Raw genomic sequence first — 20,608 nt, 5'->3', positions numbered from 1 at the left:
TACTGGCCACCAGCGGGCACTTTTAGTGGCCGTCCATGGGCAGAAACAACTGGCCATTGACACGCTTACTCCGTCCGGAACGTTGTTAACACGAATGGTAATGGTGTCCCCAGTGTTGAAAACGAGTGGGGTAATACTTCCAGTCAAGTCGCTCATTGGTGGATCATATGCGAATCTTGTCGTTCTTCTGGACCTGCAAGCTACATCTCATCGAAGTGGGGGAGAACAGGGTCTACTCACACTGATGTCGGCTGTCCTGGTCGCTGGCCTTCTTGCCCTGGCTGCTCCTGCTTTGGAGGGCTTGTTCGATCAGGCGATTGAGAAAGTGGGCCAGTAGGAGTGCGGCCGGACACCGCCGTTGTTCCAGGGCTTCGGATAAAGCAACGGCGGAACGCCTCCGATGAGTGCGGGTCCGCCGTTGTCGACTTTGTCTTGGTCGGCGCGCTGTTGACGCTGTTCTTCATGGCGATCATCCAGCTCACCTTGGTGTTGCACGTCCGCAACACCCTGATTGATGCCGCGGCCTCCGGTGCGCGTTACGGGGCCTTGGCGGATCGGACACCGGCAGATGCACGGGCACGGACCGCGGAGTTGATTCGCTCCGCCTTGAACAGTGACTTTTCCGGGGACATCGTTTGCAGCGACGTCATGGTGGACGGAGCCCGCACCTTGGAGGTGACGGTGACGGCGCCCTTGCCGGTTGTCGGGCTGGTTGGTCCCCGTGGCTTGCTGGAGGTGAAGGGTCATGCAGCACACTGAGCCACGCCTGAACCTGCTCAAAGCCTTCAGGCAAAGGATGCACCAGGCACTATGCCTCTCTGCCGGGCCGGCCGGGGTGCCCGCTGACGGTTCCCTTGGGGTGCCCGCCGGGGATCGAGTCGGGGTGCCCGCCAGGAGGTTCGGGCCAGGCGCGGGGGCGCTTGGGGGCGAACAGGGAAGTGCCGTAGTGGAATTTACGTTCCTGGCTGTACTGCTCATGGTTCCCGTGGTCTATTTCGTGGTGACGGTGGGACAGATCCAAGGGGGGTCTTTTGCGGTGGTCGGGGCCGCCGACCAAGCCGCGAAGGTGTTTGTGGCGCGGGATGAGCTTGCCGATGCCGGGGCGGCGGCGGAACGGGCAGTCTTCCTTGCCCTGGGGGACTACGGGCATACCCCGGACAACGCCAGGGTTGAGGTGTCGTGTGACAGAGCGGACTGTCTGTCGGCTGGAGCAAAGGTGACGGTGACGGTCACCCTCGATGTTCCCTTGCCCCTGATGCCCTTTGGAGACACAGTGGGCTTGAGTGCCGCCAGGTTGAGTGCATCGGCCACTCAAGCAGTGGGGCGCTTCCTGTGACGACGCTGCTCAACGGAAAAACCCGCGAAGACGGCCAGATCGCCGTTCTCATTATTGGCTTCGTTGTGCTTGCGCTCCTTCTGGCAACAGTGGTCATGGCCGTCTCGGCGGTCTATTTGGAGCACAAGAAACTGTTGTCGCTGGCGGACGGAGCAGCGCTTGCCGCTGCCGACTCCTTCATGGTGGGGGATATAGGGGCCGGGAGCCGCCCTGAACCGTCGTTGGTGGATGAGCGCGTGCGGTCCGGGGCAGCCTCCTACCTCTCCGGCACTGGCGCCTCTTCCCATCATGACCGCCTTGCCCTGGCGGCCGGCACTGGCAGCGAGCCCGGCGGCACAGCCGTAGTGGTCCTTACCGCTGTGGCCCATCCTCCGGTCATCAGCTTCCTCCTGCCGGACGGGATCCTGGTTGAGGCCCGATCGGTCGCCCGCTCATCTTTAACGCAGTAACGGTCCGGGTCATGGTCCGGCAGGAAAGAACGGAGCCGTCGGGGGAGCGTGATGGATAGCGTACGCTGGGAGGACCATGGCTGAGATAGATTTTCCCGCAGAAATCCGCGCACTTCGCGCAACTTACAGCTCCATCGAGAACGTTACCGATGTTGATGCACTAAAGGCTGAGATCGCTGAACTGAGCGAGCAAGCCGGAGCCCCGGACCTTTGGGATGACCCGGCTTCTGCCCAGGTGATAACTTCGCGGTTGTCACACCGGCAGTCCGAAGTTGAGCGTCTTTCCAAGCTGGACTCCCGGATCGACGACCTTGAAGTCCTGGTGGAACTCGGCCAGGACGAGGGCGACGAAGACTCCATGGCGGAGGCTGCCAAGGAGTTGGCGTCCATTCGCAAGGCTCTGGCGGAACTCGAAATCACCACGCTGTTGGCAGGCGAGTACGACGAACGCGAAGCGGTGGTTACCATCCGTGCGGGTGCCGGTGGAGTTGACGCGGCAGATTTCGCCGAGATGCTGATGCGGATGTACCTGCGCTGGGCAGAACGCCACGGGTACCCCACCACCGTGATGGATACGTCCTATGCCGAGGAGGCGGGACTGAAATCCGCCACGTTTGAGGTCAAGGCGCCGTACGCGTTCGGCACGTTGAGCGTCGAAGCAGGAACACACCGGTTGGTCCGCATCAGCCCCTTCGACAACCAAGGCCGCCGACAGACGTCCTTTGCGGCAGTGGAAGTTATTCCGTTGATCGAACAGACGGACTCCATCGAAATTCCGGATAACGAAATTCGTGTTGACGTCTTCCGTTCCTCGGGGCCCGGAGGCCAGTCGGTCAACACCACCGACTCGGCAGTGCGGTTGACTCACATCCCCACGGGCATTGTGGTCTCGATGCAGAACGAAAAGTCACAGCTTCAGAACCGTGCCGCTGCCATGCGCGTGCTTCAGTCCCGATTGCTGCTGGTCAAGAAGGAACAGGAGGACGCGGAAAAGAAGGCCTTGGCCGGAGACGTCAAGGCGTCCTGGGGTGACCAGATGCGCTCCTACGTCCTCAACCCGTACCAGATGGTCAAAGATCTGCGAACGGAACATGAAGTAGGCAACACCTCAGCAGTCCTGGACGGCGACATCGATGACTTCATTGACGCCGGCATCCGTTGGCGTACAGGCAACCGCAACGCGGCAGCCGGCTAGGACGGAGAAGGGCGGAGTCCGGTTCGCGCCAACGCTCTGGATTCCGCGACACACCCTCCAAAGCCCGGTAAATCCGGGCTGCCCGTGCGTATAGTCGAGTGGCCGGTGCTCTCACTTCCCCCATCGAAAGCCCGCGCTCCGGCTGTTGGACTGGGCGACTATGTCATGTCCGGCGGGGTTCTAAAGGGCCATGATCAGATTTGAGAATGTCACCAAGGTCTACGAGCAGAATGCCCGACCGGCGCTCGACTCTGTCAGCCTTGAGATCAACCGCGGCGAATTCACCTTCCTCGTAGGTGCTTCGGGCTCAGGCAAGTCCACTTTTCTTCGCTTGATCCTGAAGGAAGACAAAGCCTCGTCCGGGTCTGTGTATGTTGCCGGGCAGAACGTTGCCAACATTTCGAGCTGGCGTGTACCCAAGCTTCGTCGCGGCATCGGCGTGGTGTTCCAGGACTTCCGCCTGCTCCCGCAGAAGAATGTCTTCGCCAACGTTGCCTTCGCGATGCAGGTGATTGGCAAGAGCCGTTCAATAATCCGCGAAACCGTTCCTGAGGTCCTGAAGACTGTTGGCCTGGAGGGCAAGGAGCGGCGCATGCCCCACGAACTTTCAGGTGGCGAGCAGCAACGTGTGGCCATCGCCCGCGCCGTCGTAAACCGTCCCGGCATCCTGCTGGCTGACGAACCGACCGGCAACCTGGACCCCATCACCTCGATGGGAATCATGGGAGTCCTGGACAAGATCAACCAGAACGGCACCACAGTAGTCATGGCAACCCACGACGACGACATCGTCAATGAAATGCGCCGCCGGGTGGTGGAGCTCAAGAACGGCAAGGTTATTCGGGACGAAGCCAAGGCGCTCTACACCTCGATGATTCCGGTGGTTGGCGAATCGCGCCGCCTGCGGGATGCCAGCGGCGAGGAACTCAACCGTGCACAGGGGGCGCAGCTGTGAGGCTCCTGTTCATCCTGGGGGAAATCGGCAGTGGCTTGCGCCGGAACCTTTCCATGGTCATTTCAGTGGTCCTGGTAACGTTCGTTTCCCTGACATTCGTCGGTGCGGCCGGCATGCTGCAGATGCAGATCAACCAGATGAAGGGCTACTGGTACGACAAAGTCCAGGTGGCGGTCTTCCTTTGCAACGACGGTTCGACGGCGGTGGGCTGCGCTTCGGGTCCGGCCACCCAGGAGCAGCAGGAAAACCTGCAGGCCATGCTTGAGTCGCCGGCGGTCAAGCAATACATCAACGATTTCCAGTTCGAATCCCAGGCTGAGGCTTACACGCACTTTAAGGAACAGTTCTCCAATTCACCGATTGTGGATTCGGTGTCCGAGGACCAGCTGCCGGCTTCCTTCCGGATCAACATGAAGAACCCGGAAAAGTACCAGATCATCAGCGAGACGTTCTCCTCCCAGCCGGGAGTCGAGACGGTCAGCGACCAGCGGCAGGTTTTGGAGCGCATCTTCTCCTGGATGAACGGTGCGTCGGTTGCTGCGATGGGCGTAGCCGTGGTCATGATCTTCTGCGCAGTGCTTCTCATTACCACCACCATCCGGCTTTCTGCCTTCAGCCGACGCCGGGAAACCGGGATCATGCGGCTCGTAGGAGCATCCAAAACAGTCATCCAACTCCCGTTCATCCTGGAGGGTGTTATCGCTGCCGTTGTGGGGGCAGTCCTAGCCTCGGTCACGCTCTGGTTGATGGCGCACTTCTGGCTTAATGGTGAGCTGTCGACACAGTTCCTCAACACCCCCTTTATTTCCTCCACCCAGGTGCTGGTGATCGCGCCCGTGCTGATTGCCTTGGGTGCGGGTTTGGCTGGGATATCCTCGCTTTTGACCCTCCGCAAGTATTTGAAGGTCTAGCGATGACCGCCCAAGCCCGATCACCCTTCATGCTGACAACCGAAAAGGACTCCTGATGACCGCGTTGGACCCGATCTCCCTGCGCCGGCGCTTTGCGTCGGGCAATGCTCGGATCATGGGTGCCGTGCTTGCTGTGGGTCTGGCTGTCAGCCTCCTGTCGGGCGCGCCCGCTGCCCAGGCCGACAACCTTGAAGACCAGCAGGCCGCACTTGAAGCTGAAGCCGCCAGGGTTCAGGCATCCCTGGAGTTTGTCGATGCCAACATCGCCAAGGCTGCCGGCGACCTGGTGATCTACCAGGGCCGCCTTCCCGGAGCCCAGCAGGCGCTGCTTGAGGCGCAGGGCCGGGTGGCGAGTGCGGTCAAGGAAGTTGAAGCTCTGGCGGCCAGGGTTGAACTTGCCCAGCAAAACAAGGCCAAGATCACCGAGCAGTTGGAAAGTGATAAACAGAAGATCACTGATACCAAGAAACTGATCGGTCAGATCGCCTCCCAGGCTTACAAGTCCGGTGGTGTTCCCACCAACATCGCCCTTCTGTTCGGGTCCAGTGAGTCCGGCAACCTGACCGAGTCCATGGACTTGGCTGACCAGGCCATGCGCAGCCAGAACGCCGCCATGACCAAGCTGACCCAGCAGAACGCCACGAACGTGAATTCCCAGGCACGGCTGGTAGCCGTCGAAGAAGAGATCCAAGATCTCAAAGCAAAAGCAGACGCTGCGCTTGACCGGGAGAAATCGGCAAGGGACGAGGCTGCGAACAAGAAAGCCGAAGTCGACAAGCTCATTGAAGACACCACGCGCCTGAATGGGCAGCTTCAGGCTGCCAAACCGGGTATCGAAGCCAATCTGGCCCGCGTCAAGGCTGAGCAGAACACCGTGGCCGCTGAAATCGTAGAGCGCGACCGGAAACTCAGGGAAGCCTGGGAAGCGGAGCAGCGCCGTCTTGCTGAAGAGGCTGCCGCAGCGGCCGCAGCCGCAGCAGCGGCCCAAGGCCGTCCGGCCCCACCAGAGCAGCCGTACGTTCCACCGGCAGCAGGATCGCCGTCCGCCTTCGGACTGCGTCACCCCTTTGCCAGTTATGTTCCCATCACCTCCGGATTCGGCTGGCGCGCAACGCCCCCGGGTACCATCGACTTCTACGGTACGGGTGGCTACATGCACACCGGCATCGACTTTGGCGCGGCATGTGGCACTCCGGTCTACGCGGCGGCTGCAGGCGAGGTCTTCAACTCAGGATGGAACTCAGCCGACGGCGGTGGATGGCGTGTGAAGCTGTCCCATGGCGTAGTCCAGGGCAATTCGCTGACCACCATCTACTACCACAACAGCAGCATTGTGGTGTCGAACGGCCAACGCGTTTCTGCCGGCCAACTGATCGCCTACTCGGGAAGCACCGGTAACTCGACCGGTTGCCATGCGCACTTCGAAACGTGGTTGAACGGTTCCGCTGTGGATCCCATGAACCTCCTCTAGTGTGTGGGGCAGTGCTCGGGAGGCCCCCGGCACTGGCGTACACTAGTTGAAATCCGCATCTAACAAGGAGTTCTACCGTGCCCAAGGAAAGTGGCCGTAAGGTAGTGGCCACCAATCGGAAGGCCCGGCATAACTACCATGTCCTGGACACCTATGAGGCCGGCATCGCCCTCATGGGAACAGAAGTGAAGTCCCTTCGTGAAGGCCATGCCTCCATGGTGGACGGCTTCTGCACCTTCTACAACGACGAGTTGTGGATGGAAGGTATCCATATCCCTGAGTATCACCAAGGGAGCTGGACCAACCACGCCGCGCGCCGGCGTCGTAAGCTCTTGCTTCATCGCGATGAACTGGACAAAATCTCGCAGAAGATCCGCGAGTCCGGCTTCACCGTGGTGCCGCTCCAGTTGTACTTCCTGGATGGCCGCGCCAAGGTGGAAATCGCCATTGCCCGAGGCAAGAAGGATTATGACAAGCGCCAAACGCTGCGTGAGCAGCAGGACAAGCGCGAATCGCTGCGTGAGTTGCGGGAGCGCAACCGCCGGTAGCGCCACGCCCACCGCACCCGTGGAATGTTCCACCGGATGCATGCGTTATGATGAGTAGTCCGAAGGGAATTCGACAAGGTCGATGTTCCAGTCGGGTTTGGTAACAAAATACGGGGATGATCGGTTTCGACGATGTTAGTCGCGACAGGTGAAGCGGGCCGAGGATGCAGAATTATCTCGTAAACGCTGTCTGCAAACCAATAAGTGCCGAATCTAAGCGCACTGACTTCGCTCTCGCTGCCTAAGCAGTAAGACAGTCCGTCAGCCCGGGGTTGCTATCGCCCCGGTTCCTGGCGTCATTTAGATAGCCACTGCTGTTTGCCTTCGTCATTGAGGTAAACGGGACTTTTAGATGACTGGGCCCGGATCAGCCACCTGTTCGCAGGATGGCTGGGGCCGAGAAAATCCGACGCGAACTGCGCCCGGAGAAGCCCTGACAAAACGACATCGGACGGGGGTTCAATTCCCCCCATCTCCACCCACGGAAAGCCCTCGGATCATCGTGATCCGGGGGTTTTTCCATGCCCGAACGCACCAAGGCAGGACACTTCCACGTTCACCCACGGCGTACTGTCCGCAGGACTATCAGCCAAGGGCCGGCGGTTGAACTGGATAAGCGCCGAACCACGGCGGAGCGGTGGCAGGAGGCATGTGATGAGCACTGAACCGGACTTCGAACTGCAAGACCCTGACGACGACGAGCAGGCAATGGATGCGTACTCGGAGATCGTGGTCCGGGTTGCGGAATCTGTGACACCCCACGTCGCCGCCATCGAGATGACCAGCACCGGCCGGAGGGGCCAGATCCGCAAGGGCAGTGGCTCGGCCGTGGTCTTCACCGGGGATGGATACATGCTGACGAACGCCCATGTAGTGGCTGGTATCCGGTCCGGCCGGGCTGTGTTCGCCGACGGGAGACACACGGACGTGGAGTTGGTGGGCGCGGATCCTTTATCCGATCTCGCCGTGGTCCGTGGCGTGAAGTCCACGCCGCCTCCGGCAGTGCTGGGCAATGCCGAAATCCTGAAGGTGGGCCAGTTGGTGATCGCCGTGGGAAACCCGCTGGGTCTGGCCGGCTCGGTGACTGCGGGCGTCGTCAGTGGGTTGGGCAGGTCCATTCCCGTCAGGGCGGGCGAACACCAGCGGGTCATCGAGGATGTGATCCAAACCGACGCTGCCCTGAATCCGGGGAATTCCGGCGGAGCCTTGGCCGATACCCGCGGCCGCATCGTGGGCATCAACACCGCGGTAGCAGGATTGGGCCTGGGTTTGGCCGTGCCCATCAACACCACCACTCAGCGCATTATCGCGTCCCTGCTGAGGGATGGCCGGGTGCACCGTGCGTATTTGGGCTTGGTGAGCACGCCAATTCCCCTGGATGCCAGTGCCGTTGTACGGACGGGGCAGAAGGAAGGCTTGCGGGTGGTAGAGGTGATTGCACAGTCTCCAGCGGAGCTGTCCGGACTTCAACCCGGGGACATCGTGCTCCGCGCCCAGGGACGGGCTGTGTCCAGTGCCGAGAGCCTGCAGAAGTTGTTGTTCGAAGAGGCCATTGGCCAACCCTTCCCCCTGACCGTGCTGCGGGAGGGGAAACCAGTGCAGATTCTTGCGGTGCCCTCCGAGATGGTCCAGCCGTGAACGGAGGCTAGGCCTTGCTCTCCGGAACATCGACGACGCCCACGAAGCGGCTGCCGACCCCCTCGTATTCGCTGCGTACTTCCCCGAGGAAGAGCTTGGGAAGGTCACTGCTCCGGTGGCTACCGCAATAGACGAAGGAAAAGTCCGGCCACCACTTTTTGGGCCTAATGGCCTCGGAATAGCCGCACACGGCACAGGTCAGATGGACCCAGACGGGGCGTTTGCCGGTACGGTTGGCGCGCGACTGCACCAACCAAGCGGGGGGATTGTCTTGCATGTCGCGGAGTTCGGCTTCGGAAAGCCTGGACGGAATACCGTGGCGCTGTGCCATTTCCATCGAAATATCAAGGGCCAATGCGGCATCACGTCTGCTGATCACCACTCAACGATACGGGACTTCACGGGCGTAGGCTGTGCTCATGACTGACGCTGCCGCGCTTCTGCCGAGTACTCCGCTACAGAAACGCGTGCTGGTGGTGGCGATCGTGGCGTCGTTCATCGCCATCCTCGATGGTTTTGTGGTCAATCTCGCACTGCCTGCCATCGGCAGGGAGCTCGGTGGCGGCCTGGTCATCCAACAATGGGTAGTAGACGCGTACCTGCTGACCTTGGGTGCGTTGATCCTGGTGGCCGGCTCGTTGTCCGACCATTTTGGCAGGGCGCGAATCCTCGAATGGGGCCTGGCGGGTTTCGCGGTGACCTCGGTCTTGTGTGGGCTGGCGTGGTCCGGCGAAGTCCTGGTGGTGTCGCGGGCACTGCAGGGTATTGCAGGGGCCCTCCTGGTCCCCAGTTCGCTGGCCATGATTATTACCTCGTTCACCGGTCCGGCCCAATCCAAAGCAATCGGCCAGTGGTCCGGCTGGACCAGCGCTGCGGCCATCGTGGGTCCGGTGATTGGCGGCATGGCGGTGGACCTGCTTTCCTGGCGGGTCATCTTCTTCATCAATGTCATTCCCGCCGTTGCCATTTGGCCCATGCTCGCAGGTCTCCGGGCATCCGACGCCGCGAGGGACCAGAGCAAACATATTGACTACCTCGGAGCCGTCCTGGCCATGGTGGGCCTCGGTGGCCCGGTGTTTGCGTTCATCGAACAGAGCCGCATGGGCTGGGGGAGCGTGCAGGTGTGGTTGCCTCTGGTGGCCGGCATCGCAGCCATGGTGCTTTTCCTGCTCCATGAGGCAAGGACTGCCGAGCCCATGCTGCCACTCAGGCTCTTCGCGATCCGCAACTTTGGGTGGGGCAACCTGGCAACGCTGGCCATTTACGGTGGAATTTCCCTGGGGTTCTTTGTTTTGGGCATCTATCTTCAGCAAGTTGGGGGGATGGCTGCCACTATGGCGGGCATCGCCCTGCTGCCTGGCACCGTCATCCTCATGCTGTGTGCCTCGTATTTTGGTGGCTTGGCAGGGAAGTACGGGCCCCGATGGTTCATGACCGTGGGTCCGCTGCTGTGTGGTGTGGGCTTCCTGATGTCGTTGTCGGTCCAGGAGCCGTTGAATTATTGGACACAGGTACTGCCGGGCCAGATTGTTTTCGGAGTGGGATTGGCTACCTTGGTGGCGCCCCTGACAGCCGCCATTCTTGGTGCTGTCCCGCCCGAGGAGGCCGGAATTGGTTCGGCGGTCAACAACGCCGTTGCCCGCATTGCCGGCTTGATCACCATTGCCTTCGCGGGACTGATCGTGGGGCCGATCTTCAGCCGCGATGGTTTGTACAACGCCCTGTTGGTCACAGCGGCACTGTTCCTGACCGGGGCAGTAGCTTCCGCCGTCGGGATAAGAAATCCGCCCAAGGGGGCGGCGATTGCCGCTGACGGGCAACCTGATGCAGCGTCCGACGACGGCGGGGCGGCCGGGCATCCCGGCTGAGCTCCCGCCGGGGTTGGGTCAGCGGGCGGGAAGGACGCAGCCCTCGTGGGCTTCAGCGCTCTGGACCCAGAGTGCGGACGTGACTTCGTCGGCGAGATCGAACTCGCGGCCTGAGGTGCCGCTCCCAATCCGCACCACCAGTGCTCCGCCGAACGGTTTGCGGCCGACCACTTCAACCGGGGCGTCGAGGGTGATCTCTTCCGCTGCCAGGTATCTGAGGAGATCCGGGTTTTCGTCGCTGATCCTGGTGATACGGCCGGAGTGGCCTTGGTCCAGTTCAATCATGCGGTAGGCGTGCGGCAGTTCAACGGAGCCATCCGCCGAAGGGATCGGATCACCGTGCGGGTCCCTGACGGGGTGGCCAAGTTTGTCGGACATTCGCTCGATGAAGGTATCTGACACTGCATGCTCCAGCATCTCAGCTTCATCGTGGACCTCATCCCAGCTGTACCCGAGTTCTTCCACCAGATAGGTCTCAATGAGGCGATGCCGGCGCACCATGGCCAATGCCAGGCGCATGCCCGCCGGTGTCAGGCGAATGGCGCTGTAGGGCTGGTGGTCCACCAGTCCCTGGTCCTTGAGCTTGCGGACCATTTCAGACACGGAGGAATTAGCCACACCCAGGCGCTGGGCAAGCTGGGAGGACGTTATCGGCTTGTCTTGCCACTCTGTGTACGAGTAGATGACCTTGACGTAGTCCTCAATCGAGGAGGAGGGCGTACTGGTCTTCACACCTCAAGCCTACCGTGGCCGCGCAGCGCGTATCTTGAACGCCCGCCAAGTCTGCGTCACGTACGGCAGTGGAACGCTGTCTCCCGGTGCGTGCCCCAGATGCTCGTAGAGGTACCACTCCAGGTTGCCCATGACTTTCGCCCTGGTGGCGTCGTTGGCGCGGAGATAATAGCTCCGCGATTTGGTCAGCTCCATGATGTCTTCGGGCGTCAAGGCATCCGACCAGCGGGTGAAGTGGCTTTCCGCGCCGGAAAATTCCGGGCCGATCAGTGGACGGAAACCTGGCTTGTGGACGTCTCCGGCATGCATGATGCGCGAGAGCCGATGAACCCAGGGCACGTCGGTATCCAGCTGGTTCCAGACCAGTCCCAAGGTCCCGTGCGGCCGGAGGATACGGGCTATCTCGGTGCTCGCGGCCAGTGGGTCGCACCAATGCCAGGCCTGGGCAACACTGACGACGTCGAATGCTGAGTCCGTCAGTCCTGTTGCTTCAGCTGTTCCCTCCAGCGCGGTGACGTGCGGCTGGGACTTGCGCAGCTGCTCCAGCATGTCGGTGGAAGGGTCGACGGCGGCAACGTCCAGTCCGCGCTCCACGAGGAGGGCCGTGAACTTGCCAGTACCCGCTCCGAGATCCGCAGCAGTCGTGGCCCCCTGGGGAACAAGCCATTCGACGGACTCCCGGGGATAACCGGGCCGCACTCGGTCGTAGTGCTCGCCACCGTCCTGGAAGCTCTGGCCGAACTCGTTCCGACGGTCAGCGTGGAGCTTGGGACCACGCGGTCCGGCGGGTCCGGGAACGCCGGGCCGTCCGCTGGAGGCGGCCGGAGAGGGCAATGCCACCAAAAACTCCTTCACAGGGTCGCCAAAAGATACCCTACGAATTTACCGCAGCCGCGGTAAAGCGCGTTTAGTCAACAGTGCAAGGAGCAGCGCCTGCAGTGCCGGGCGTGTTGGGCGCCCATTCCGGGTAGATCCGGTGGTCGTTGGCAGGTACCCAGCGGCCCTCGTCCACCACATAGTCCCAGCCCAACCCGTTGCGCTTAAGCCCCTCGATGCCTGCGAGCAGCCTCGTGGCGTCCTCCAACCGGGAGCCGACGCCAAAGCTGGCACGCAAGGAGCCTGAGGGAAGTCCGAGTCGCTTGAGCAGTGGGTGGGCGCAGAAGCGTCCATCCCGGAGGCCAACTCCGTGCTCGGCGGCCAGATACGCCGCCACCAGTCCGGCGTCGAATCCTTCCACGGAGAAGTTGACCACACCGATGGTGTCATCTGAGTCAGTGAAGATCTGGTGCACGGTCACGCCGTCGATGGCCTCCAAGCCATCCACCAGGTACCTGCGGATGGCGGCTTCATGGGCGTGCCACGCCTCCTGGTCCAGCCCGGCGAGGACCTGGGTGGCCCGGGCGAGGGTTGCGGCACCCAGGACATTGGGGGAGCCGCCTTCGTGGCGGGCAGGGCCCGTTGCCCAGCTCACCGAGTCGAGGCGGGCTTCACGGACGGCGCCGCCACCAGCCAGGTGGGGGATCCCGGCGTCGAGCCAGTCCGGGCGGCCCACTACGACGCCTGCGCCGAAGGGGGCATACAGCTTGTGACCGGAGAACACCACGTAGTCAACGTCGTCCTCCGTGATGTTGATCCGGCGGTGGGGTGCCAATTGGGCGGCATCCACGACGATCCTGGCACCGTATTCGTGCGCCAGTGCAGCGAGTTCTGCGATCGGCAGGATTTCACCTGTCACGTTGGAGGCGCCAGTGACGGCGAGCAGGCTGACCCCGCCTTGGGCCAATTCATCGCGGAGCTTGTCCACCGTGGCGGTCAACGTGGAGGCCGCTACGACGCTGCGGTGCGGGACACCCTGCCAAGGAAGAAGGTTGGCGTGGTGTTCGATGTCCAGATAAAGGACTTCCCCGGAGAAACGGCCGTCAATCTGCGGAAGGCAGCCTGCCAGGAGATTCAGGGAGTCTGTGGTGTTTCGCGTGAAAATCACGGAATCGTCGGGACGCCCGCCGACGAACTCACGGACAATACTGCGCGAATTCTCATAGACCGAGGTGCTGATCTGGGACGCAAAACCCGCGCCGCGGTGAACGCTGGCGTAGTAAGGAAGGACCTCGTTGAGGTAGGCCGAGACGATGGTCAGGGCCGGAGCCGATGCGCCGTAGTCCAGATTCGCATAGCGGACGTGGCCGCCCTGGATCAGCGGTGCCTGCAGCTCAGCGCCAGTGACGGCGGCGAGTGGCCGTGCAGCGGGAGCTGCCTGAGACGGGGTTTCACCGGCGAAAGACGGAATGATGTTTGAGTCGAACGTAACTGTGCTCATGGGACCTCACTCAAGAGGGATCCCCGGAGGGGGATCCGCGCTTGCCGCATCCGTTCCGGACCGGCCGGGTCGTCACCCGGGGCACCCCGCCGCGAATGGAGGGTTGCCGGCCAGCAAACCGGGGTTTAGCGCTGGCACTCGTGACCTGTAAAAAAGGTTAGGGCACCTCCAGTGGCCCCTCCAAAGTCACTTCGCTTTGTTAAGCACTTTGTTACGCCGGGTTGTAAATCGCCGATCTGGCGAAGAAAAAACGGCGAACGCCTCCAAAAGGAGGCGTCCGCCGTCGAATATTCGGTGAAAAGCAGCGTGCGTGCCCTGAAACGAACCTGCCTAGAGCAGGTCGTCCAGGCCCGGGTTGAGCCGCTTGAGGACTTCCGAGTGAAGGATGGAGTTGGTGGCCAGCGCGTTGCCGCCGAACGGACCGTCGTCGCCTTCCAGGGAGGTGAAACGGCCACCGGCCTCCGTAACGATCGGGACGAGGGCTGCCATGTCGTACAGGTTCAGCTCAGGCTCGCACGCGATGTCCACTGCACCCTCGGCCACCAGGCAGTATGACCAAAAATCGCCGTAGGCCCGGGTTCGCCATACATCCTCTGTGAGCCCCAGGAACTCATCCAGGTTTCCGCGGTCCTTCCACCCGGACAGGCTTGAGTAGGACAAGGAGGCATCGGACAGGCGGGAAACGTTGGAGACCTTCAAACGGGTGGCCGCGGCAAGGGACCGGCCCATGTAGGCGCCCATGTCCTTGGCAGCCCACCAGCGTTTTCCCAAGGCGGGTGCACTGACGACGCCAACCACGGGTTCACCCTCATCAACCAATGCGATCAATGTTGCCCACACCGGTACGCCCCGGACAAAGTTCTTGGTCCCGTCGATGGGATCAATGATCCAACGCCGTGAGCCGTGTCCGCTGCTGCCAAACTCCTCGCCAAGGACAGCATCCCGGGGGCGGGACCGGGAGAGCTGACCCCGGATGGCTTCCTCCGCTGCTTTGTCGGCGTCAGTGACAGGTGTGAGGTCTGGCTTGGTTTCGATCTTCAGGTCCAGGGCCTTGAAGCGGTCCATGGTCTGGGCATCGACTGAGTCAGCGAGGACGTGGGCAAGGCGCAGGTCATCGTTGTAGGTGGAAACGGGATGGGTCATGCCACCAAACTATCCTGAAACGTTCGCTGCAGCGGGGACGTGAAGCCGCAACGATCAGTTGACGGTGCCCAGTTCCTTGGTCTCTTTTGCTTCCATCCGGGGGTCGGCACCGAGCAACCGCCGCAACGAGGCCAACCGCGCTGCTCCTGAAGGTCCTGCATGGCCGTTGTTAACCCACGGATCCAGTCCGCAGTTGATGGCCGTGGCGTCGTGCTTGCATCCCCGCTCACAGGCTTCAGTTCCGGGTTCAAGATCCGGGAAGGAATGCAGAATCCGGTCAGGGTCCACATGGGCCAAGCCAAAGGACCGGATGCCCGGGGTATCGATGATCCAACTGCCGGCCGGGGCGTCGGCGAGTTTCAGGGCCAAAGCGGAGGAGGACGTATGACGGCCCCGGCCTGTCACGGCGTTAACGCCGCCGGTGGCCCTCTCCGCCCCTGTCAGCGCATTGACCATGGTGGACTTGCCCACGCCCGAGTGGCCGAGCATCACGGTGACCTTGCCGCCGAGGTGGGAGCGCAACTGGGCTACGGCGTCGCGGTCCAACCGTGCGGACAGGCCGTCATCGGAGCGGGCGTCGATGCCGCCTGCTTCGGAGTCCGCCGTGCGGCTGATGATGACGGGGAAGTCCAGGCTGAGGTAGTTGGCAAGCAATTCTGCCGGATCCTTGACGTCCGCCTTGGTGATGAGCAGCAACGGCTCAATGCCGGCGTCGTAGGCTGCCACCAAGGCGCGGTCGATGAATCCGGTGCGCGGTTCAGGGTTGGCGGCTGCAACAACAATGACCAACTGGTGGGCGTTGGCCACCACGACGCGTTCGATGGGGTCGGTGTCGTCCGCGCTGCGTCGCAGGAGGGTTTGTCGTTCTTCCACCCGGACCAGCCGCGCCAGCGTGTCCGGCGAACCGGAGACGTCCCCCACTAAAGCGACGAAGTCCCCGGGTACTACCGGGTTACGCCGCAGTTCGCGGGCGCGCGCAGCGATGACGACGCGTGCGTTCGCGGAATCCTCGTCCACAATCGCCCTGTACCGTCCGCGGTCAACGGTGATGATCCGCCCGATGACGGCGTCGTCATGGCTGGGCCTGTCCTTGGTCCGTGGCCTGGACCCTTTTTTGTTGGGTCGAATCCGGACGTCGGATTCGTCCCAGGAGCGTGCATCGCGGCCCATGGTCAGTTTTGTGCCCCATCCGTGCTGGAGATGGTCCCCACCATTCGGGCCCACATTTCCGGGAACTCCGGCATGGTCTTGGACGTGGTGGCGATGTCTTCCACTTGGACGCCTTCCACGGCGAGGCCCAGGATGGCGCCGGCAGTGGCCATGCGGTGGTCGGCATAGCTGTGGACCACTCCGGCGTGCAGAGCCGCGGGGCGGATGATGAGGCCATCGGCGGTCTCTTCGGCGTCACCGCCCAGGGAGTTGATTTCAGCAACGAGTGCCGCAAGCCGGTCCGTTTCATGGCCACGGAGATGGGCAATCCCCGTCAACCGCGAGGGGCCGGCAGCCAGAGCGCACAAGGCGGCAACGGTGGGCGCGAGTTCGCTGGTTTCGTCGAAGTCGGCGCCCTTGATGACCGGTCCGCCGGTCACGGAGAGGGTTCCGTCCTCCATGGTGACGCTGGCTCCCATGGTGGCCAGGATGGTCCGCCACATATCGCCAACCTGGGTGGTGCCGGCCGGCCAATTGGTGACCCGTACTGTGCCCTGTGTTGCCAAGGCTGCGGCCAGGAAGGGGCCGGCGTTGGAAAGGTCCTGCTCGATCCTTTGGTCAAAGGCGTGGATGGGCCCGGGGGAGACCCGCCAGTGGTTGGGTACGGAGTCATCCACGGTGACGCCCACGCTGCGGAGGACCTCCACGGTCATGGTGATGTGGTCCAGGCTGGGTACAGGCTTGCCGACGTGCTCCAAGTGGAGGCCATCGGTAAAACGGGCGCCGACCAACAGCAGGGCGGACACAAACTGCGATGACGCGCTGGCATCGATCACTAAGTGGCCGCCCCGGACTTCGCCGGTGCCGTCCACCATGAAGGGAAGGGCCGACGGCGTCCTGCCGCCTTCGGCTGCCACGGAAACGCCGAGGGCGGTCAACGCCTCGATGATGGTGCCCATCGGCCTGTTGCGGGCGTGGGGGTCGCCGTCGAAGACGGTAGTTCCCTTGCGCAGGGCCGCCAGCGGAGGTACGAACCGCATGACCGTGCCGGCGAGGCCGCAGTCAATGGCTGTCCCGGCGCTTGGGGCGGCGGGATCCATCGGGGTGATCTCAAGGTCAGGGCCGTAGTCGCCGTCGCCGGGAACCTCCGTGACCGTGGCCCCCAACTGCCGCAAAGCCTGGATCATGAGTGCGGAATCACGGGAATGCAGCGGAGCCCGCAGCCGTGAGGGACCATCCGCCAAAGCCGCCAACACCAGGAACCGGTTGGTCAACGACTTTGAACCAGGTACCGTCACCGTGGCATCCACGGGCCCTTTGGCGTAGGGCGCCGGCCAGAGAGGCAGCGCAGCGGCTTTGCTTGGTCCGGTATTTGCGGCGGTGGTCCCCGTCATGCTTCCTTATGCTCCAACTGCGTTGTCTACGGCCTTGCGTACTGCTTTGTCTGCCCGCTTGATCTGCTTGCCCGTCACCTTTTTGGCGTCGGCAGCCAAGTGCTCCGCGCGCCAGGCAATGCTGGGGCGTCCCTCGGTATCAACCGAGGCAAGAAGGACCCCGCCTGTCAGGGAAATATTCTTCAGCAACTGGGCCTTGCGTGCGCTCCGCCCTTCCTTGGTGCTGATATCCGCTGATCGCCATTCGACGTAGGAGTTCAACGCCGATGTGACAGCCAGCACCGTTGCGGCAAAACGGGTGAGCTTCCCAAGCCCGAGCAATGCGCCGGCCCCCAACTGGGCGCCTCCAAGGACGCGCGCGAGGGTCTTCTCATCGGCTTTGAAGGGCAGCGATTCCGAGGCCCGTCGAAGGACGGGCGAGAGCTGCTTGGCGGTATCGTCTGCGTTCCTGAGCTTGTCAAGGCCTGCGACGACGAAGCTGGACGCGAGCATGGGCCGCGCGAGAAAACGGATAACAGACATGTCTTGCCTCCTGGATGGCTTGCCACACTATGTCAATGGGTCTTGTGTTCAAGGGGTGCAGTCTGCTCTAGTCTTGCACCTTTGCGGAATATTTACCCACCGGCGGCCGTTGTGAACTAGTGGTGCGGTGGAGACCGGACTGCGGCACGGTGTTGCCGCCTTGGTGAACGGAGTTGATTTTTTGACTTTGGTTAAGGACCGTGTGGTTCTACCGGAGCGCGGGTACGGCACACAGCCGGATTCCCCGCGGCTGACAGTAGACTTGGCAACGATGAGCACCACGGAACCGGCCGCAGCGGCCATGTACCAGGCGGCCGGCGCGGAAGACGCAGTGGCCGCACCCGACGTCGATGTCGCTTCGGAGACTCCCGAGCAGCGGCGTGCGCGTTTCGAGCGCGACGCCATGCAGTATGTGGACCAGTTGTATTCGGCAGCCATGAGGATGGCACGAAACCCTTCGGATGCGGAGGATCTGGTTCAGGAGGCCTATACCAAGGCATTTTCGGCTTTCCACCAGTACAAGCCAGGGACCAACCTCAAAGCGTGGCTGTACCGCATCCTGACCAACACCTATATCAACCTCTACCGGAAGCGGCAGCGTGAGCCGCTGCAGTCCAACTCGGACACGATCGAGGACTGGCAGTTGGCCAAGGCTGAGTCGCATACTTCTGCGGGGTTGAGGTCTGCGGAAACTGAGGCGCTGGACCACTTGCCGGACTCCGACGTCAAGAACGCATTGCAATCCATCCCGGAGGAATTCCGGCTGGCTGTTTACTTCGCGGACGTCGAGGGCTACGCGTACAAGCAGATATCTGAAATTATGAACACTCCCATCGGCACGGTCATGTCACGGTTGCACCGCGGCAGGAAGATGCTGCGGGACATGCTGGCGGACTACGCCACCGAACGGGGCTTCAGGGCCCACACCGAAGACCAGGCCGCGGCCGGAAGCAACAATCAGGAGAAAGAGAAATGAGCGACTGCCAGGGATTGGGCGATTGCGACGATACGCGAATGCAGCGGATCTACGAATACCTCGACGGCGCGTTGACCCGCGAGGACCTCACTGAGATCAAGCAGCACCTGGACACCTGTGAGGAGTGCTCCGAGCAGTATGACCTCGAGTGCCTCATCCGTACCATGGTCAAACGGTCGTGCACCGAGTCAGCCCCGGAGAACCTTAAGAACTCGATTCTGGACAGGATTCACTCCATCAAGCCGGTAGAAGCCTGATCCCAGGGGACGCAAACGCCAAGGGCCCCGGAAACCGCATGGTTTCCGGGGCCCTCGCTCTTAAGCCTGTGACACTAAGCCGCTGGCTTAGGTGTTGGGACGCTTGCCGTGGTTCGCGCCGCCGCGCTTACGGTCACGACGCTTACGTGCACGCTTGCTCATAGCTGGCCTCCTTCAATGATTGATACTCAATAGAGCTGCCCTCCAGTTTCGCACATCCGGGTGCCGGGTCGCGAACCGGGAACGTTGTTGCGCCGGAAGAAGCCAACTCCACGTCAATTGCGCAGCGAGTTCCTGATCGAGATGCGCGCCTGGTCCAGTACCGTACGCACTGTTTCCAGTGCCAAAGGCGTCAGCGGTTGTGAGGCACCGTGCAGGCGCAGCTCCACCCGGATATCGTCCCTGAACGACTGGACCATGAGCTCGGCTTCCTTCACCAGGCGCTGGCCCTCAGGGGTGTAGCCGCCGGGCCGGCTCCGGAAAGGTGCTGAGGTTGCGGTGGTGCGGGCCGCTTCAGCAGTGGCCGCAAGGTCCGCCCGCAGGCCCCGCATATTGGTGCGGATATCTTCGCGCAAGTTGTCGGCGAGCCGCCTGACGGAGGCGGAAATGGTGTTTTCGACGTCGGCCAACTCGTCCCTGCGGCCATCAAGTTCGGCGAGGCCCGCGTCGGTGATGAAGTATTTGGTGCGGCGGCCCTCGGTCTCGGTGGCTACCAAGCCCTCTTCCTCCAGCTTGCCCAGGCGCGGATAGATGGTCCCTGCGCTGGGGGAGTACGTCCCGCCAAACCGGTCGCCTAAGGCCTTGATCAATTCATAGCCGTGCTTGGGGCCTGCTTCGAGCAACGCCAACAGGTACAGGCGCAGGGCTCCGTGTGCAAAGACGGGAGGCATCAGAGGCCCGCTTCCCCGGGGATCGGGTGGTTGTTGTCCTGTGCCGGTGCTGACCCGTGCATGATGTAGGTCTTGCCGGAGACCGTGTTGGTGCGCACCAGCATGAGCTTTTCGTCCGGGCCTACAATCGTGTGCACGTTGCTGCCGGGTTGGGCATACATCTGGTCGTCGATCACTACGGTTCCGCTGGCTGACTTGGCCACAATGTCCAGGCCGACGTCGTAGGGAAGCCTGATGGTCAGGTCGCCGGAGACGGAGTTCGCCCCGAGGTCGTTGGTATAGTCCTGGAGATCGAAGCTGAGGTCACCGCTGACAGTGCTGGCCCGGACGTTCTTGAACTTGCCCGAAGCGGTCACTTCGCCTGAGACGCTCTTGGCGGTCAGGACGCCGTCGTGGTTCCTGACGATGACCTCGCCGCTGACGGTGTTCACGTGCAACTCGCCGCTGGTTCCATCTGCCATAACGGAGCCTGAGACGGTGTTCAGGCGTGTCCGTCCGCTGATTCCGGACACCAGTCCGTCGCCGCTGACCGTTCCCGCCTCGACATCCACACCGGGCGGAAGGGCGATGCCGACAACCACTGAGTTGGTACTGGTGTTGTTGACGGTGCCCATCAGGTTGCGAAACCACCCTTGCGGCCCTTGCAGTTGGTGACGGACTTCCAAACGGCCGTCCACGAGCGTTACCGTGAGGGGGTCGCCGGTGATTTCGCTGATTTCAACGCGGACAGAAGGCTGGTCGTGGGTCATAACGTCAAAGCGGCCCTTGACGATTCCCAGTTTCAGAGAGCGGACATCGTCCACATCAATGGTTTGAGGGCCGGTGACGGTCCATAGTTCCTCAGACATAATCCCTCC

22 protein-coding genes, 1 other RNA gene and 1 riboswitch are annotated in these 20,608 nt (G+C 62.2%); of the genes, 13 read left to right on the top strand and 10 right to left on the bottom strand.

Annotation, left to right across the window (positions count from 1 at the left end; all coding sequences use genetic code 11):
* Positions 1-375: 375 nt before the first annotated feature.
* The 10 genes from AYX22_RS13885 (at position 376) to AYX22_RS13840 (ending at position 8,503) form a co-directional block, all read left to right on the top strand.
* Positions 376-759 carry a TadE/TadG family type IV pilus assembly protein gene (locus AYX22_RS13885; RefSeq protein WP_207597594.1) on the top strand — a complete coding sequence of 128 codons (384 nt, stop codon included), beginning with the start codon at positions 376-378 and terminating at the stop codon, positions 757-759.
* On the top strand, positions 746-1,336 hold the full coding sequence (locus tag AYX22_RS13880; protein WP_207593946.1) for a hypothetical protein: 591 nt from the start codon (positions 746-748) through the stop codon (positions 1,334-1,336). The genes AYX22_RS13885 and AYX22_RS13880 overlap by 14 nt, the downstream gene beginning before the upstream one ends.
* Positions 1,333-1,785 carry a pilus assembly protein TadG-related protein gene (locus AYX22_RS13875; RefSeq protein WP_337339729.1) on the top strand — a complete coding sequence of 151 codons (453 nt, stop codon included), beginning with the start codon at positions 1,333-1,335 and terminating at the stop codon, positions 1,783-1,785. The genes AYX22_RS13880 and AYX22_RS13875 overlap by 4 nt, the downstream gene beginning before the upstream one ends.
* Before the next feature lie 76 nt (positions 1,786-1,861).
* On the top strand, positions 1,862-2,980 hold the full coding sequence (prfB, locus tag AYX22_RS13870) for a peptide chain release factor 2 (protein WP_207593945.1): 1,119 nt from the start codon (positions 1,862-1,864) through the stop codon (positions 2,978-2,980).
* Between the two features lie 190 nt (positions 2,981-3,170).
* A complete protein-coding gene (gene ftsE / locus AYX22_RS13865; protein WP_017198501.1) occupies positions 3,171-3,935 on the top strand; it encodes a cell division ATP-binding protein FtsE in 765 nt (254 codons plus the stop codon).
* Entirely contained in the window at positions 3,932-4,846 is a 915-nt protein-coding gene (gene ftsX / locus AYX22_RS13860) for a permease-like cell division protein FtsX (RefSeq protein WP_207593944.1), read from the top strand. Before ftsE ends, ftsX begins: the two co-directional genes overlap by 4 nt.
* 55 nt (positions 4,847-4,901) lie before the next feature.
* Entirely contained in the window at positions 4,902-6,317 is a 1,416-nt protein-coding gene (locus AYX22_RS13855; RefSeq protein ID WP_089595581.1) for a M23 family metallopeptidase, read from the top strand.
* 77 nt (positions 6,318-6,394) lie between these two features.
* A complete protein-coding gene (gene smpB / locus AYX22_RS13850) occupies positions 6,395-6,865 on the top strand; it encodes an SsrA-binding protein SmpB (protein ID WP_017198498.1) in 471 nt (156 codons plus the stop codon).
* Positions 6,866-6,977: 112 nt separating this feature from the next.
* Positions 6,978-7,346: a transfer-messenger RNA gene (gene ssrA / locus AYX22_RS13845) on the top strand.
* A gap of 173 nt (positions 7,347-7,519) precedes the next feature.
* Positions 7,520-8,503 carry a trypsin-like peptidase domain-containing protein gene (locus AYX22_RS13840; protein ID WP_207593943.1) on the top strand — a complete coding sequence of 328 codons (984 nt, stop codon included), beginning with the start codon at positions 7,520-7,522 and terminating at the stop codon, positions 8,501-8,503.
* Positions 8,504-8,510: 7 nt separating this feature from the next.
* Here AYX22_RS13840 and AYX22_RS13835 read toward each other — a convergent pair whose 3' ends face one another.
* Entirely contained in the window at positions 8,511-8,840 is a 330-nt protein-coding gene (locus tag AYX22_RS13835; RefSeq protein WP_207597592.1) for a hypothetical protein, read from the bottom strand.
* A gap of 82 nt (positions 8,841-8,922) precedes the next feature.
* On the opposite strand from AYX22_RS13835, the gene AYX22_RS13830 reads away from it, so the two are divergent.
* Positions 8,923-10,371 carry an MFS transporter gene (locus AYX22_RS13830; RefSeq protein ID WP_207593942.1) on the top strand — a complete coding sequence of 483 codons (1,449 nt, stop codon included), beginning with the start codon at positions 8,923-8,925 and terminating at the stop codon, positions 10,369-10,371.
* An 18-nt stretch (positions 10,372-10,389) separates the two neighbouring features.
* On the opposite strand, the gene AYX22_RS13825 is transcribed toward AYX22_RS13830, so the two are convergent.
* From AYX22_RS13825 to AYX22_RS13795, 7 genes are all read right to left on the bottom strand, one after another.
* Positions 10,390-11,103: a metal-dependent transcriptional regulator gene (locus AYX22_RS13825; RefSeq protein WP_207593941.1), complete on the bottom strand. Its 714-nt coding sequence runs from the start codon at positions 11,101-11,103 to the stop codon at positions 10,390-10,392.
* Positions 11,104-11,112: 9 nt separating this feature from the next.
* Complete coding sequence (locus AYX22_RS13820; RefSeq protein WP_242703634.1) at positions 11,113-11,937, bottom strand: class I SAM-dependent methyltransferase; 825 nt, start codon at positions 11,935-11,937, stop codon at positions 11,113-11,115.
* A 73-nt stretch (positions 11,938-12,010) separates the two neighbouring features.
* Positions 12,011-13,420: an aminotransferase class V-fold PLP-dependent enzyme gene (locus tag AYX22_RS13815; protein ID WP_207593939.1), complete on the bottom strand. Its 1,410-nt coding sequence runs from the start codon at positions 13,418-13,420 to the stop codon at positions 12,011-12,013.
* Between the two features lie 32 nt (positions 13,421-13,452).
* Positions 13,453-13,566, bottom strand: a riboswitch (SAM riboswitch).
* 184 nt (positions 13,567-13,750) lie between these two features.
* A complete protein-coding gene (gene hisN / locus AYX22_RS13810; RefSeq protein WP_207593938.1) occupies positions 13,751-14,563 on the bottom strand; it encodes a histidinol-phosphatase in 813 nt (270 codons plus the stop codon).
* A gap of 54 nt (positions 14,564-14,617) precedes the next feature.
* Complete coding sequence (locus AYX22_RS13805; protein WP_207593937.1) at positions 14,618-15,733, bottom strand: ribosome small subunit-dependent GTPase A; 1,116 nt, start codon at positions 15,731-15,733, stop codon at positions 14,618-14,620.
* A gap of 2 nt (positions 15,734-15,735) precedes the next feature.
* Complete coding sequence (aroA, locus tag AYX22_RS13800; protein ID WP_207593936.1) at positions 15,736-17,106, bottom strand: 3-phosphoshikimate 1-carboxyvinyltransferase; 1,371 nt, start codon at positions 17,104-17,106, stop codon at positions 15,736-15,738.
* Positions 17,107-17,112: 6 nt separating this feature from the next.
* Positions 17,113-17,628: a DoxX family membrane protein gene (locus AYX22_RS13795; protein WP_207593935.1), complete on the bottom strand. Its 516-nt coding sequence runs from the start codon at positions 17,626-17,628 to the stop codon at positions 17,113-17,115.
* A gap of 271 nt (positions 17,629-17,899) precedes the next feature.
* On the opposite strand from AYX22_RS13795, the gene AYX22_RS13790 reads away from it, so the two are divergent.
* Both AYX22_RS13790 and rsrA read left to right on the top strand, forming a co-directional pair.
* Positions 17,900-18,604, top strand: coding sequence for a sigma-70 family RNA polymerase sigma factor (locus AYX22_RS13790; protein ID WP_269768455.1), 705 nt, complete (start codon positions 17,900-17,902; stop codon positions 18,602-18,604).
* Positions 18,601-18,861 carry a mycothiol system anti-sigma-R factor gene (rsrA, locus tag AYX22_RS13785; RefSeq protein WP_159707456.1) on the top strand — a complete coding sequence of 87 codons (261 nt, stop codon included), beginning with the start codon at positions 18,601-18,603 and terminating at the stop codon, positions 18,859-18,861. The genes AYX22_RS13790 and rsrA overlap by 4 nt, the downstream gene beginning before the upstream one ends.
* Positions 18,862-19,136: 275 nt before the next feature.
* Here the strand turns inward: rsrA and AYX22_RS13780 are convergent, their stop codons facing one another.
* The gene (locus tag AYX22_RS13780; protein WP_207593934.1) at positions 19,137-19,751 is read right to left on the bottom strand and encodes a PadR family transcriptional regulator; all 615 of its coding nucleotides are present in this window, start codon (positions 19,749-19,751) and stop codon (positions 19,137-19,139) included.
* Positions 19,751-20,599, bottom strand: a complete 849-nt coding sequence (locus AYX22_RS13775) for a DUF4097 family beta strand repeat-containing protein (RefSeq protein ID WP_207593933.1) — start codon at positions 20,597-20,599, stop codon at positions 19,751-19,753. The genes AYX22_RS13780 and AYX22_RS13775 overlap by 1 nt, the downstream gene beginning before the upstream one ends.
* Positions 20,600-20,608 lie beyond the last annotated feature (9 nt).

This window comes from Arthrobacter sp. D5-1, assembly GCF_017357425.1.
Classification (GTDB): Bacteria; Actinomycetota; Actinomycetes; order Actinomycetales; family Micrococcaceae; genus Arthrobacter.
The sequence above is the reverse complement of the archived record's forward strand: the minus strand, read 5'-3'. Positions and strand labels throughout refer to the sequence as shown.

Bases quoted from the DNA above. Each gene is read 5' to 3' on its own strand.
- AYX22_RS13795 (WP_207593935.1), bottom strand. From the start codon at position 17,628: ATGTCTGTTATCCGTTTTCTCGCGCGGCCCATGCTCGCGTCCAGCTTC.
- hisN (WP_207593938.1), bottom strand. From the start codon at position 14,563: ATGACCCATCCCGTTTCCACCTACAACGATGACCTGCGCCTTGCCCAC.
- aroA (WP_207593936.1), bottom strand. From the start codon at position 17,106: ATGACGGGGACCACCGCCGCAAATACCGGACCAAGCAAAGCCGCTGCG.
- AYX22_RS13830 (WP_207593942.1), top strand. From the start codon at position 8,923: ATGACTGACGCTGCCGCGCTTCTGCCGAGTACTCCGCTACAGAAACGC.
- AYX22_RS13790 (WP_269768455.1), top strand. From the start codon at position 17,900: ATGAGCACCACGGAACCGGCCGCAGCGGCCATGTACCAGGCGGCCGGC.
- AYX22_RS13840 (WP_207593943.1), top strand. From the start codon at position 7,520: ATGAGCACTGAACCGGACTTCGAACTGCAAGACCCTGACGACGACGAG.
- AYX22_RS13835 (WP_207597592.1), bottom strand. From the start codon at position 8,840: ATGGAAATGGCACAGCGCCACGGTATTCCGTCCAGGCTTTCCGAAGCC.
- AYX22_RS13815 (WP_207593939.1), bottom strand. From the start codon at position 13,420: ATGAGCACAGTTACGTTCGACTCAAACATCATTCCGTCTTTCGCCGGT.
- rsrA (WP_159707456.1), top strand. From the start codon at position 18,601: ATGAGCGACTGCCAGGGATTGGGCGATTGCGACGATACGCGAATGCAG.
- ftsE (WP_017198501.1), top strand. From the start codon at position 3,171: ATGATCAGATTTGAGAATGTCACCAAGGTCTACGAGCAGAATGCCCGA.
- prfB (WP_207593945.1), top strand. From the start codon at position 1,862: ATGGCTGAGATAGATTTTCCCGCAGAAATCCGCGCACTTCGCGCAACT.
- AYX22_RS13775 (WP_207593933.1), bottom strand. From the start codon at position 20,599: ATGTCTGAGGAACTATGGACCGTCACCGGCCCTCAAACCATTGATGTG.
- AYX22_RS13805 (WP_207593937.1), bottom strand. From the start codon at position 15,733: ATGGGCCGCGATGCACGCTCCTGGGACGAATCCGACGTCCGGATTCGA.
- AYX22_RS13880 (WP_207593946.1), top strand. From the start codon at position 746: ATGCAGCACACTGAGCCACGCCTGAACCTGCTCAAAGCCTTCAGGCAA.
- AYX22_RS13780 (WP_207593934.1), bottom strand. From the start codon at position 19,751: ATGCCTCCCGTCTTTGCACACGGAGCCCTGCGCCTGTACCTGTTGGCG.
- AYX22_RS13855 (WP_089595581.1), top strand. From the start codon at position 4,902: ATGACCGCGTTGGACCCGATCTCCCTGCGCCGGCGCTTTGCGTCGGGC.